This is a genomic window from Kitasatospora sp. NPDC058406 (genome assembly GCF_042722765.1).
Classification (GTDB): Bacteria; Actinomycetota; Actinomycetes; order Streptomycetales; family Streptomycetaceae; genus Kitasatospora.
Genome location: NZ_JBHXKE010000086.1, coordinates 22,106 through 34,374, shown reverse-complemented (window position 1 = coordinate 34,374; position 12,269 = coordinate 22,106). Strand labels below are relative to the sequence as shown.

The following is a 12,269-nucleotide window of genomic DNA, read 5'->3' as shown; positions in this document are numbered from 1 at the left end:
CGACGGCTACGCCTTCTCTATAAAAGAGGCCGGGAGCGGGGCCGCACCCCGGTAGGCGGCGGCCCGCTCCAGCAGGGTGACCAGCCACTGGTTGACGAGGTCCGGCCGCTCCAGCATCACCAGGTGCCCGGCGTCCTCGACCAGGACCAGCTCCGCGCCGGGCAGCTGGCCGGCCATGACCTCACCGTGGCCGGGCGGGGTCAGCAGGTCCTTCGTGCCGGTCAGCACCAGGGTGGGAACGCCGCGCAGGGCACCCAGCGCCTCGGTCTTCTCGTGCGCGGCGAAGACCGGGTAGAACTCCGCCACCACGTCGATCGGCGTCGCGTCCAGCAACTGCTCGGCGAACCGGACCACCCCGGGGTCGACGTCCTTCCCCCCGAAGGAGAAACGCCGGTAGAACACGGCGCTGACGTCGGCCCCCAGCCGGCGGCTCGCCTCGACCAGGTCGACCTGACGGCCGAGCAGCTTCACCATGCCGGGCGCGACCCGCTTGAACAGCTTCGCCCCCACCGCGGGCAGGCCGAGGGTCACCGCGTCCCAGTTCCCCGCCAGGGTGCCGATCAGCCCGACCCCGGCGACCCGCTCACGGAACAGCTCCGGATGCTGGTCGGCCAGCGCCATCACCGTCATGCCGCCCATCGAATGGCCGACCAGGACCAGCGGACCGGTGGGCGCGACGGCGTCGAGCACGGCCTTGAGGTCGCCGCCCAGCTGGTCGATGCTGGCCGGCTCACCCGCCAGGTAGGAGCGGGACCGCTCCGAGCGCCCGTGGCTGCGCTGGTCCCAGAAGACCAGCCGCAGACCGGCGCGGAGCGCGGCGCGCTGGAAGTGCCAGCTGTCCTGGCTGAGGCAGTAACCGTGGCAGAAGACCACGGTCAGCGGCTCCGGACCGGAGTCCGGACCGGTGTTCCCAGCGGCATCCGCGCCGGCGTCCGGCCAGCCGGTGCCGTCCACCTCCACGTACAGCTCGGTGCCGTCGGTGGCGGTCACCGTCCGGGGGCGACCGCGCAGCGAGCCGTACGCGGCCTTGGCGTCCAGCTCCGCGCGGGCCCGGCGGCGCATCGCCCGGCCGACCGTCAGACGCTCTATCGCCACGCCGGCCGCGGCGCCCGCCGCGAGCACGCCGACCGAGATCCCGATCAGGCCGGCCCGGCTCACCCCGGAGGCCGCACCGGACGCGGCACCCGCCACCTCCGCGGCCTTCCCGGCCGCCTTGGCCACCGTCGCGACCGGGTCCGTGCCGGGCTGCCCGCTCATCCGAGCGGCTCCCCGTCCAGCCCGCCGACGTAGCGGCGCGGCACCCGGGAGCCGATCCGGGTCACGATCTCGTAGGAGATGGTGCCGCAGGCGCGGCCCCAGTCCTCGGCGGTCGGCTCGCCCCGGTCGCCGTTGCCGAACAGCAGCACCTCGTCGCCGACCGGCGGGGTGTCGCCGCCGAGGTCGACGACGAACTGGTCCATCGCCACCCGGCCGGCCACCGTCCGCCACTTGCCGTCGATCTGCACCGGGCCGGTGCCGCTCGCGTGCCGGGGGACGCCGTCGCCGTAGCCGACCGGGACGAGGCCCAGCGTGGTCGGACCGGGGGTCGTGTAGTGGTGGCCGTAGCTGACGCCGTGCCCGCCGGGGACGTGCTTCACCAGGGCGAGCCGGGCGCTCAGCGACATCACCGGGCGGAGGCCGAAGTCGGCCGGCGAGCCGACCTCGGGGACGGGCGACAACCCGTACATGGCCAGGCCGGTGCGGACCATGTCGAAGTGCGACTGCGGGAGCAGCAGGGTGGCGGGCGAATTGGCCAGGTGGCGGACCTCCGGCCGCAGCCCGGCCGCCTCGGCGGTGACCAGCGCGGCGCGGTAGGCGTCCAGCTGGGCCTGGATCGACGGGTGGCCGGGCTCGTCGGCGGCCGCGAAGTGCGACCAGACGCCGACCACGGTGAGCAGGCCGTCCAGCTCGGCGCGGCGGGCGGCGGCGACCAGGTCGGGCCAGTCGTGCGGCTGGCAGCCGTTGCGGCCCAGGCCGGTGTCGGCCTTCAGGTGCACCCGGGCCGGCAGCCCGGTGCCGCGGACGGCGGCGAGCAGCTCGTCCAGCGCCCACCGGCCGCTGACCGAGATGTCGATGTCGGCGAGCAGCGCCTCACGCCACGGGCCGCCGGGGGTCCAGAGCCAGCACAGGACGCGGGCCTGGTCGGGGCGGATGCCGGCGGCGCGCAGGGCGAGCGCCTCCTCCGGCGTCGCGGTGCCCAGCCAGCCGACCCCTGCGGCGACCGCCTCCCGGGCGCACCGGACCGCGCCGTGGCCGTAGGCGTCCGCCTTGACCGCGGCCATCACCGCGGCGCCTCCGACGCGCTCGCGCAGCGCGTCGAGGTTGCCGCGCAGGGCGGCCAGATCGATGGTCGCCTCGGCCCGCGCTCCTTCGGTGAGGGTGGCCGTAGCGATCGTGTTCGCAGTTGTCATCAGGGTCAGTCTCCCAGACGTCCCAGGGTCCTCGCCGAACGGCCCGTCGGCACGCCGCCCCGGGGCGCCGCCGCCGAGCGGCCCGCACAACCCGCCGTCCCTTACCGGACGCCCACGAATCACCCGCCGGTTCCTTCCCCCCTCCCCCCACCCGCCCCGACCGTCCCGGCCTCCCCGGCCCCTCGGGCCCCGCAGCGGACGAGGAGCAGGCCGATCGGCCAGGAGAGGGCGACGACCGCAGTCCGCGCACCGGACGTCGGACGGGCCGACTTCTCGTGCGCGCCCGGCGAGCCGAGGGCGGGGGGCACAGGGGCCGACGGGCGCCCGGGCAGCTCGACGGAAGCCGGTCGGTACGTTCCGGCGCGCGTCAGCCCCCGGAGGCCACAGCGGCCGCAGAACTTTCAGAGCCCTCAGAGCCCTCTGAGCCCTCGGCCGACCGGACGTCGCGCCAGGCGGCGGGGAGGGCTGCCGCCACCTGGAGGGCGGTGACGGGCGCCCCGGGACTACCGGCCGCGCGGCGGGCGGCGAGGCCGTGCAGGTACGCGCCCACCGAGGCGGCGTCCAGCGGGGAGAGCCCGGTGGCCAGCAGCGAACCGGCCAGGCCCGCCAGCACGTCGCCGCTGCCGGCCGTCGCCAGCCAGGAGCTGCCGGTCGGGTTCACCCGCACCGCGCCGCCCGGGTCGGCGATCACCGTCGTCGAGCCCTTCAGCAGCACCGTCGCCCGGTAGGCGGCGGCGAGCCGGCGGGCCGTGGCCAGCCGGGTGGCGGCCAGCTCGTCGGCGGCCGGCGGCCTGGCCTCACCGCCCGCGGCACCCGCCGCCTCACCCGCGCCCGCCAGCAGGCGGGCCGCCTCGCCCGTGTGCGGGGTCAGCAGCGTGGGCGCCGTCCGCCCGGCGAGCGCCTGCGGCCCGAGGCGGGCCAGTTCGGTCAGCCCGTCCGCGTCCACCAGCACCGGGACGTCGCTCGCCAGCGCCTCCGTGAGCGCCCGCTCCGCCCCCTCGCCGCCGCCCGGTCCGACCACCCAGGCCTGCACCCGCCCCGCCCCGGCCGGCCCGCCCTCGGTGACCAGCGCCTCCGGGAACCGCCGCACCACCTCCTCGGCCGCCGTCCCCACGTACCGCACCGCACCGGCGCCACCGCTCAGCGCCCCGGCCACCGCGAGCAGCGCGGCCCCGGGGTACCGCGACGAGCCGGCCGCCACCCCGACCACGCCGCGCCGGTACTTGTCGCTCTCCGCCCCCGGCACCGGCAGCAGCGCGGCCACGTCGGCGTGCTGCGGGGCCGCCACCGCGGCCGGCGGCAGCTCCAGCCCGATCCCCACCAGCTGCACCACCCCCGCGTACGAGGCGCCCGGATCGATCAGCAGCCCCGGCTTGTACGTGCCGAAGCAGACCGTCACGTCCGCCCGGAGCGCCACGCCCGCCACCTCGCCGGTGTCGGCGTCCACCCCGCTCGGCACGTCCACGGCCACCACCACCCCGTCCCGGCCGGCGCGGGCGTACGGCTGCGCCTCCGGCCGCAGGCCGCCCCGCCCGCCGATGCCGACGATGCCGTCCAGCACCAGGTCCGCGCGCGAGAAGTCGGCCAGGCCGACCTCCTGCTCCGGCACCACCCGCCCGCCGGCCGACCGGAGAGCCGCGAGGCCCCCTGCGTGGGCCCGCTCGGGTGCGAGCAGCACCGCCGCCACCCGCGCGCCGCGCCGGGCCAGCGCCGCGCCCGCGTACAGGGCGTCGCCCCCGTTGTCCCCGCTGCCCGCCAGAACCACCACCCGGCTGCCGTAGACCCGGCCCCGACGGCGGGTCAGCAGCCGGGCGCAGGTCACGGCGAGGCCGGCGGCGGCCCGCTGCATCAGGGTGCCCTCCGGCAGCGCGGCCATCAGTTCGGCCTCGGCGGCCCGGACCTGGTCGACGCGGTGAGCACTGCGCATGAGGGGTTCCCCCGGTCTTCGGCGACGGACGACGGATAGGGACGACGGCTACCGCCGACGCTACGCGACCGGCCTCCCCCGCAGGGCCCGAGGCCGTGCGGCACGCTTCGGCACGACACCCGCTCCGGTCCCCCACCGGCCGACCCCGCGCCGCCGGAGCGGCCCGGCGGGCCCGGACAGCAGGGCGCCCCCGCGGTGGAACGCAGCCACCGCGGGGGCACCGGACGGGAAGGGCCGGACGACCCGACTACTCGACCGTCACCGACTTCGCCAGGTTGCGGGGCTGGTCGACCTCGTGGCCCTTGGCCGTGGCCAGCTCGCAGGCGAAGACCTGCAGCGGCACGGTGGAGACCAGCGGCTGCAGCAGGGTCGGCGTGACCGGGATGCGGATCAGGTGGTCCGCGTACGGGACGACCGCCTCGTCGCCCTCCTCGGCGATGACGATCGTGCGGGCGCCCCGGGCCCGGATCTCCTGGATGTTGGAGACGATCTTGTCGTGCAGGATCGACCGCCCGCGCGGCGACGGCACGACCACCACGACCGGCAGGCCCTCCTCGATCAGCGCGATCGGCCCGTGCTTCAGCTCGCCGGCCGCGAAGCCCTCGGCGTGCATGTAGGCGAGCTCCTTGAGCTTGAGCGCGCCCTCCAGGGCCACCGGGAAGCCGACGTGCCGGCCGAGGAACAGGACCGAGCGCGCGTCGGCCAGCGAGCGGGCCAGCTCGCGCACCGGCTCCATGGTCTGCAGGACCTGCTCGACCTGGCGCGGGGCGTCGCCGAGCTCCTTGATGACGGCGTGGATCTCGTCGCCCCACTTGGTGCCGCGCACCTGGCCGAGGTACAGCGCGACCAGGTAGCAGGCGACCAGCTGGGTCAGGAACGCCTTGGTGGAGGCGACGGCGACCTCGGGCCCGGCGTGGGTGTACAGCACCGCGTCCGACTCGCGCGGGATCGTGGAGCCGTTGGTGTTGCAGATCGCCAGCACCTTGGCGCCCTGCTCGCGCGCGTGCCGCAGCGCCATCAGGGTGTCCATGGTCTCGCCGGACTGCGAGATCGCGATGACCAGCGTGCCCGGGCCCATGATCGGGTCGCGGTAGCGGAACTCGGACGCGACCTCCACCTCGCAGGGGATCCGGGTCCAGTGCTCGATCGCGTACTTGGCGATCATGCCCGCGTGGAAGGCGGTGCCGCAGGCGACGATGACGACCTTGTCGACCGACCGCAGGTCGGCGTCGGAGATCCGCAGCTCGTCGAGGGTGAGCCGGCCGTCGGTGCCGATCCGGCCGAGGAGGGTGTCGGCGACGGCCTTCGGCTGCTCGGCGATCTCCTTGAGCATGAAGTAGTCGTAGCCGCCCTTCTCGGCGGCCGAGGCGTCCCAGTCGACGTGGTACTCGCGCACGTCGGCCGGGGTGCCGTCGAAGTTGGTGACCGTCACCGCGTCGCGGCGCAGCTCCACGACCTGGTCCTGGCCCAGCTCGATCGCCTCGCGGGTGTGCGCGATGAACGCCGCGACGTCGGAGGCGAGGAAGTTCTCGCCCTCGCCGCGCCCGACCACCAGCGGCGAGTTGCGGCGGGCGCCGACCACGACGTCCGGCGCGTCCGCGTGCACGGCGACGAGGGTGAAGGCGCCGTCGAGACGGCGGCAGACCGCCCGCATCGCCTCGGCCAGGTCACCGTCGTACAGCTCGCCGAGCAGGTGGGCGACGACCTCGGTGTCGGTCTCCGAGCGCAGCGTGTGGCCGCGCTCGGTCAGCTCGGCCCGGAGCTGGGCGAAGTTCTCGATGATGCCGTTGTGGACCACGGCCACCCGGGCGGCGTCGTCCAGGTGGGGGTGGGCGTTGGCGTCGGTCGGGCCGCCGTGGGTGGCCCAACGGGTGTGACCGATGCCGGTGGTTCCGCCGGGAAGAGGGGTCTCGGCGAGTGACTTCTCCAGGTTGGCGAGCTTTCCGGCCCGCTTGTCGGTGGCAAGGCTCCACTGCCCGTCGGAGCCCTGCACCTGCACCGCGACACCGGCGGAGTCGTAACCCCGGTACTCCAGTCGCTGCAGGCCTGCGATTACTACGTCAAGGGCGGGCTGGGAGCCCACGTATCCAACAATTCCGCACATGCGTGCCAGCATAAGGGCGCTCCGAACGCCCCATTCGCGCGGTTCGCCCCCGGCGCGTGACCGACACCACAACCCCCCTGAACGGCGCTACGGCTCACAATGGAGCATGTGCTGACCGAACTCTGTACGCGGGGCGTTGCCACGCCCGGCCCGTCGCCGTCCCCCTACGTGGACCTCAGCCGGGCCGAGTGGAGCGCACTGCGCGAGCGTACGCCGCTGCCACTGACCGCACAGGAGGTGGAACGGCTGCGCGGTCTCGGCACCGCGCTCGACCTCGACGAGGTCCGCGACGTCTACCTGCCGCTGTCCCGGCTGCTGAACCTCTACATCCACGCCACGCACGACCTACGCGACGCGCTGGGCACCTTCCTCGACACCGGGGACACCGAGCGCACCCGCACGCCGTTCATCATCGGCGTGGCCGGCTCGGTCGCGGTCGGCAAGTCCACGACGGCCCGGCTGCTCCAGGCGCTGCTGGCCCGCTGGCCGGAGCACCCCCGGGTGGAGCTGGTCACCACGGACGGGTTCCTGCTGCCGAACGCGGAGCTGCGCCGGCGCGGGCTGATGGCCCGCAAGGGGTTCCCCGAGTCGTACGACCGCCGGGCGCTGATGCGGTTCGTCGCGGACGTGAAGGCCGGCAAGGAGAGGGTCTCCGCCCCGGTCTACTCGCACCTCGTGTACGACATCGTGCCCGGGGAGCGGCTCACCGTGGAGCGCCCGGACATCCTGATCGTCGAGGGGCTGAACGTGCTGCAGCCGGCGCTGCCGGGCACCGACGGCCGGACCAGGCTCGCGGTGGCCGACTACTTCGACTTCTCGATCTACGTCGACGCCCGCACCGACGACATCGAGAGCTGGTACCTGGACCGGTTCCGCAAGCTGCGGCAGACCGCCTTCCAGGACCCGAACTCCTACTTCCGCCGGTTCACCGAGGTGCCGGAGGAGGAGGCCATGGAGTACGGCCGCCAGGTGTGGCGCACCATCAACAAGCCGAACCTGCTGGAGAACGTGCTGCCCACCCGCGGCCGGGCGACGCTGGTCCTGCAGAAGGGCTCGGACCACAAGGTCCGCCGGGCACGGCTGCGCAAGCTCTGAACGCGCCACGAGCCGCGAGCCGCGAGCCGCGAGCCGCGAACGCCCGAGGGCCCCGCAGGTGCGGGGCCCTCGGGCGTTCGAGCGTTCGGCGGGGGGTCAGCCCAGGTACGTCCGGACCGCCTCGGCCAGGCGCTCCGCGACGGCCTTGGACTGCGACTCGTCGGCGGCCTCGACCATCACCCGGACCAGCGGCTCGGTGCCGGACGACCGCAGCAGCACCCGGCCGGTGGAGCCCAGCTCCGCCTCGGCCTCGGCGACGGCGGCGGCCAGCTCCTCGCTGGTCTTCACCCGGCTCTTGTCGACGCCCTTGACGTTGATCAGCACCTGCGGCAGACGGGTCATCACGGCGGCCAGGTCGGCCAGCGGCTGCTTGGTGGCGGCCAGCCGGGCGCCGAGCATCAGGCCGGTCAGCGTGCCGTCGCCGGTGGTCGCGTGGTCGAGGAGGATGACGTGGCCGGACTGCTCGCCGCCCAGCGCGAAGCCGTGCGCCTTCATCGCCTCCAGCACGTAGCGGTCGCCGACGGCGGTCTCGACCAGGTCGATGCCCTCGCGCTCCATCGCCAGCTTGAAGCCCAGGTTGGACATCACGGTGGCCACGACGGTGTTGCTCCGCAGCGTGCCGGCCTCCTTCATGGCGACGGCGAGGATCGCGATGATCTGGTCGCCGTCGACCTCGTCGCCGTCCGCGTCGGCGGCCAGGCAGCGGTCGGCGTCACCGTCGAGGGCGATCCCGAGGTCCGCCCGGTGCTCGCGCATGGCGGTGCGCAGCCGGTCCAGGTGGGTGGAGCCGACACCCTCGTTGATGTTGAGGCCGGTGGGCTCGGCCCCCAGGGTGTGGACGACCTCGGCGCCGGCCCGGGCGAAGGCCTCGGGGGCGACGTACGCGGCCGCGCCGTGGGCGCCGTCGATGACGACCCGGATGCCGTCCAGGCGGTTGGGCAGCACGCCGATCAGGTGGGCGACGTACTTGTCGAAGCCCTCGGTGTACTCGCGGACCCGGCCGACGTCGGCCCCGGTCGGGCGCTTCCACTCGTCGCTGCCGACGGAGTACGTCCGGTAGTGCGCCTCGATGGCGTCCTCGATCCGGTCGTCCAGCTTGTGGCCGCCGCGGGCGAGGAACTTGATGCCGTTGTCCGGCATGGCGTTGTGGCTGGCGGAGAGCATCACGCCGAAGTCGGCGCCGAGCGCGCCGGTGAGGTACGCCACCGCCGGGGTGGGCAGCACGCCGACCCGCAGCACGTCGACGCCCGCGCTGGCCAGGCCGGCGATGACCGCGGCCTCCAGGAACTCGCCCGAGGCGCGCGGATCGCGGCCGACCACCGCGACCGGCCGGTGGCCGTCGAAGGCCCCCGCCTCACCGAGCACGTGCGCCGCCGCGACCGACAGCCCGAGCGCGAGCTCGGCCGTCAGGGTCTCGTTGGCCACGCCGCGTACGCCGTCCGTACCGAAGAGTCGTCCCACTGTCCCGTCCTCCATCGCCGCAATGCTTTGCAGAGAATCCGATCGAATCCCAGGCCTCCGCACAATGGCCGGGGAGCACGACGCCCCGGAGTACGCGAAGTACTCCGGGGCGTGAGAGCGCATCCGGGGGCGTGCACCACCAGGGCGGTACGCACCCCCGGGGCGCGACTAGCGCTTGCTGTACTGCGGCGCCTTGCGGGCCTTCTTGAGACCGGCCTTCTTGCGCTCGACGGCACGCGCGTCACGCATCAGGAAGCCGGCCTTCTTCAGGGCGGCGCGGTTGTTGTCCACGTCGGCCTCGTTCAGGGCGCGGGCGACGCCGAGGCGCAGCGCGTAGGCCTGACCGGAGGTGCCGCCACCCGAGATGCGGGCGACGACGTCGTAACGGCCGTCGAGCTCAAGGAGCTTGAACGGCTCGTTCACGGTCTGCTGGTGCACCTTGTTGGGGAAGTAGTTCTCCAGGGTGCGACCGTTGATCTTCCACTGGCCGGTGCCGGGGACGATGCGCACGCGGGCGATCGCCTCCTTGCGACGGCCGAGGCCGGCGCCGGGGACGGCCTCGCCGAAGCGGCCGGCCAGGGACTCGGAGGTGTAGTTCTCCTCGGAGGTGTACTCGCCCTCGACGACAGTCTCGTCGAAGTCGACCTCAAGGGTTTCGGTGGTCTCGGCCACGGGGTTCCTCAGCTCTTTTCAGTGTTGGGGGGCTTGGTGGCCGGAGTTACTGCGCGACCTGGGTGATCTCGAACGGCACCGGCTGCTGGGCAGCGTGCGGGTGCTGGTCGCCCGAGTAGACCTTCAGCTTCGAGAGCATCTGGCGGCCCAGGCTGTTCTTGGGGACCATGCCCTTGATGGCCTTCTCGACGGCCTTCTCCGGGTTGTTCGCCAGGAGGTCGTCGTAGCGGACCGAGCGGAGACCGCCCGGGAAGCCGCTGTGGCGGTACGCCAGCTTCTGGGTCTTCTTGTTACCCGACAGGTGCACCTTGTCCGCGTTGATGATGATGACGAAGTCACCGGTGTCAACGTGCGGCGCGTAGATCGCCTTGTGCTTACCCCGGAGGAGGTTGGCGGCCTGGGAGGCCAGGCGGCCGAGCACGACGTCGGTCGCGTCGATGACGTGCCACTGACGCTGGACGTCGCCGGGCTTGGGGCTGTACGTACGCACGGTCGTAGCCTCTGCTTTTCAGTGAGTGAGTCCTGACAGGAGCACCCGGTCGAGGGCATCAGCCTGGCCGCCTTGGACGCAATTCAAGGGGGGCCGCTGGGTGGTCGACCTGATATCTCCGGCGTACCGACCTCTCACGTGAGATAGAGCGAGCCAATACGCACATCAAGCGCCCAGGCTACCGGGACTACCGGGGAGGGTCAAAATTCGCCCGGCGGAACCCGCCCCGGGACTGTCCTGAACCGCTCCCGAACGGACCCTGAACCGGTCCCCGACCGGTCACGAACGGCACCCGAACGACCGGAACCGCACAGGCTCCGGACATCACCCGGCCCGGCGCGGTACGGCCCGGACCGCCCCGCACCGCGCCGGAACGCCAGGTCAGCGATCCCGCTCGACCCGGGTGACGTCCCAGACCGGCTCCGTCGACTCGTAGACGCGGCCGTCCGCGCCGAACACCACGAAACGGTCCAGGGCCTTCGCGAACCAGCGGTCGTGCGTGACGCACAGCACGGTGCCGTCGAAGGCCTCCAGCCCGGCCTGCAGCGCCTCCGCGCTCTCCAGGTCCAGGTTGTCGGTCGGCTCGTCGAGCAGCAGCGCGGTGACCCCGGAGAGCTCCAGCTTGAGGATCATCAGCCGGGCCTGCTGCCCGCCGGAGAGCGACTCGAACTTCTGCTCCTCCTGCCGGTCCAGCTCGTACCGGCGCAGGGCGCCCATCGCGGCGCCGCGGCTGAGCGCGTGCTCCTCCTCGACGATCGAGCGGACGGTACGGCCGAGCAGCTCCGGATGGGCGTGGGTCTGCCGGAAGTGGCCGGGCACCACCCGGGCGCCGAGCTTCCAGCCACCGGTGTGCGCGACCGTGGTGTCCCCCGCGAGGAGGCGCAGGAAGTGCGACTTGCCGGAGCCGTTGGAACCGAGGACGCCGATCCGCTCGCCGTAGAAGACCTCCAGGTCGAAGGGCTTCATCAGGCCGGTGAGCTCCAGCTGCTCCATGGTGAAGGCGCGCACGCCCGTCCGGCCGCCCTTGAGCCGCATGGTGATGCTCTGCTCGCGCGGGGGCTCCTCCGGACGGCCGGCCTCCTCGAACTTCTTCAGCCGGGTCTGCGCCGCCGCGTAGCGGGTGGCCAGCGCGTGGCTGACGGAGGCGGCCTGGCGCAGCGTGACGACGAGCTTCTTGAGCTTGGCGTGCTCCTCGTCCCAGCGCCGGCCGAGCTCCTCGAAGCGGGCGAAGCGGTCCTTGCGGGCCTCGTGGAAGGAGTCGAAGCCACCGCCGTGGACCCAGACACTGCTGCCGGCCGCGCCGGACTCGACACTGATGATCTTCTCGGCGGTCCGGGAGAGCAGCTCGCGGTCGTGCGAGATGTAGAGCACGGTCTTCGGGGTGGCCCTGATCGCCTCCTCCAGCCAGCGCTTGCCGGGGACGTCCAGGTAGTTGTCCGGCTCGTCCAGCAGCAGCACCTCCTCGGGGCCGCGCAGCAGCGCCTCCAGGACGAGGCGCTTCTGCTCACCGCCGGAGAGCGTGTTGAGGCCGCGCCACTGGGCCTTGTCGAAGGGCATGCCGAGGGCCGCCGTCGTGCAGACGTCCCAGTCGGTCTCGTAGTCGTAGCCGCCGACGTCGGCCCAGTCGGAGAGCGCCTGGGCGTACGCCATCTGCGTCTTCTCGTCGTCCTGGGCGATCATCGCCAGCTCGGCGGCGTCGACCGCGCGGGCCGCGACGGCGATCCGCTCGGGGGCGACGGAGACCAGCAGGTCACGGACGGAGGCGTCGGCGGCCAGCGGGGCCGGGCCCTGCCGGTCCTCGTCCTCCTGCCTGCCCTCGCGGCCGGTGGTGCCGACGAACTGGCGCATCACCCCGAGGCCGCCGCTGATCGTCACCGAGCCGCCGTGCGGCTGGAGGTCGCCCGCGATCATGCGCAGGAGGGTGGTCTTGCCGGCGCCGTTGGCGCCCACCAGGGCGACCGCGGTGCCCTCGCCGACCCGGAAGGACGCGTCGTCGAAAAGCACCCGCCCGTCCGGCAGGTAGTACTCAAGGTGCGAAATCTCGACGTGTCCCATGCGGACGATTCTCCC

General features: G+C 73.5%; 9 protein-coding genes. 1 reads left to right on the top strand and 8 read right to left on the bottom strand.

What is annotated here, in order from left to right:
• Nucleotides 1-6: 6 nt before the first annotated feature.
• The 4 genes from ACFWOG_RS18840 to glmS form a co-directional block, all read right to left on the bottom strand.
• On the bottom strand, nt 7-1,257 hold the full coding sequence (locus ACFWOG_RS18840; RefSeq protein WP_380359708.1) for an alpha/beta fold hydrolase: 1,251 nt from the start codon (nt 1,255-1,257) through the stop codon (nt 7-9).
• The gene (alr, locus tag ACFWOG_RS18835) at nt 1,254-2,450 is read right to left on the bottom strand and encodes an alanine racemase (RefSeq protein ID WP_329950401.1); all 1,197 of its coding nucleotides are present in this window, start codon (nt 2,448-2,450) and stop codon (nt 1,254-1,256) included. Before alr ends, ACFWOG_RS18840 begins: the two co-directional genes overlap by 4 nt.
• A 367-nt stretch (nt 2,451-2,817) precedes the next feature.
• Nucleotides 2,818-4,377 carry an NAD(P)H-hydrate dehydratase gene (locus ACFWOG_RS18830; protein WP_380359706.1) on the bottom strand — a complete coding sequence of 520 codons (1,560 nt, stop codon included), beginning with the start codon at nt 4,375-4,377 and terminating at the stop codon, nt 2,818-2,820.
• Between the two features lie 247 nt (nt 4,378-4,624).
• On the bottom strand, nt 4,625-6,481 hold the full coding sequence (gene glmS, locus ACFWOG_RS18825; RefSeq protein ID WP_380359704.1) for a glutamine--fructose-6-phosphate transaminase (isomerizing): 1,857 nt from the start codon (nt 6,479-6,481) through the stop codon (nt 4,625-4,627).
• A 99-nt stretch (nt 6,482-6,580) separates the two neighbouring features.
• Here glmS and coaA point away from each other — a divergent pair, with 99 nt between their 5' ends.
• Nucleotides 6,581-7,576, top strand: coding sequence for a type I pantothenate kinase (coaA, locus tag ACFWOG_RS18820; RefSeq protein ID WP_329950398.1), 996 nt, complete (start codon nt 6,581-6,583; stop codon nt 7,574-7,576).
• Nucleotides 7,577-7,672: 96 nt separating this feature from the next.
• Here the strand turns inward: coaA and glmM are convergent, their stop codons facing one another.
• From glmM to ACFWOG_RS18800, 4 genes are all read right to left on the bottom strand, one after another.
• Complete coding sequence (gene glmM / locus ACFWOG_RS18815; RefSeq protein ID WP_329950397.1) at nt 7,673-9,037, bottom strand: phosphoglucosamine mutase; 1,365 nt, start codon at nt 9,035-9,037, stop codon at nt 7,673-7,675.
• Between the two features lie 168 nt (nt 9,038-9,205).
• Entirely contained in the window at nt 9,206-9,709 is a 504-nt protein-coding gene (rpsI, locus tag ACFWOG_RS18810; protein ID WP_329885371.1) for a 30S ribosomal protein S9, read from the bottom strand.
• Between the two features lie 46 nt (nt 9,710-9,755).
• Nucleotides 9,756-10,199, bottom strand: a complete 444-nt coding sequence (gene rplM / locus ACFWOG_RS18805; RefSeq protein WP_014136251.1) for a 50S ribosomal protein L13 — start codon at nt 10,197-10,199, stop codon at nt 9,756-9,758.
• Between the two features lie 381 nt (nt 10,200-10,580).
• A complete protein-coding gene (locus ACFWOG_RS18800) occupies nt 10,581-12,254 on the bottom strand; it encodes an ATP-binding cassette domain-containing protein (protein ID WP_329950396.1) in 1,674 nt (557 codons plus the stop codon).
• Nucleotides 12,255-12,269 lie beyond the last annotated feature (15 nt).

Bases quoted from the DNA above. Each gene is read 5' to 3' on its own strand.
- alr (WP_329950401.1), bottom strand. From the start codon at position 2,450: ATGACAACTGCGAACACGATCGCTACGGCCACCCTCACCGAAGGAGCG.
- coaA (WP_329950398.1), top strand. From the start codon at position 6,581: ATGGAGCATGTGCTGACCGAACTCTGTACGCGGGGCGTTGCCACGCCC.
- ACFWOG_RS18800 (WP_329950396.1), bottom strand. From the start codon at position 12,254: ATGGGACACGTCGAGATTTCGCACCTTGAGTACTACCTGCCGGACGGG.
- ACFWOG_RS18830 (WP_380359706.1), bottom strand. From the start codon at position 4,377: ATGCGCAGTGCTCACCGCGTCGACCAGGTCCGGGCCGCCGAGGCCGAA.
- glmS (WP_380359704.1), bottom strand. From the start codon at position 6,481: ATGTGCGGAATTGTTGGATACGTGGGCTCCCAGCCCGCCCTTGACGTA.
- ACFWOG_RS18840 (WP_380359708.1), bottom strand. From the start codon at position 1,257: ATGAGCGGGCAGCCCGGCACGGACCCGGTCGCGACGGTGGCCAAGGCG.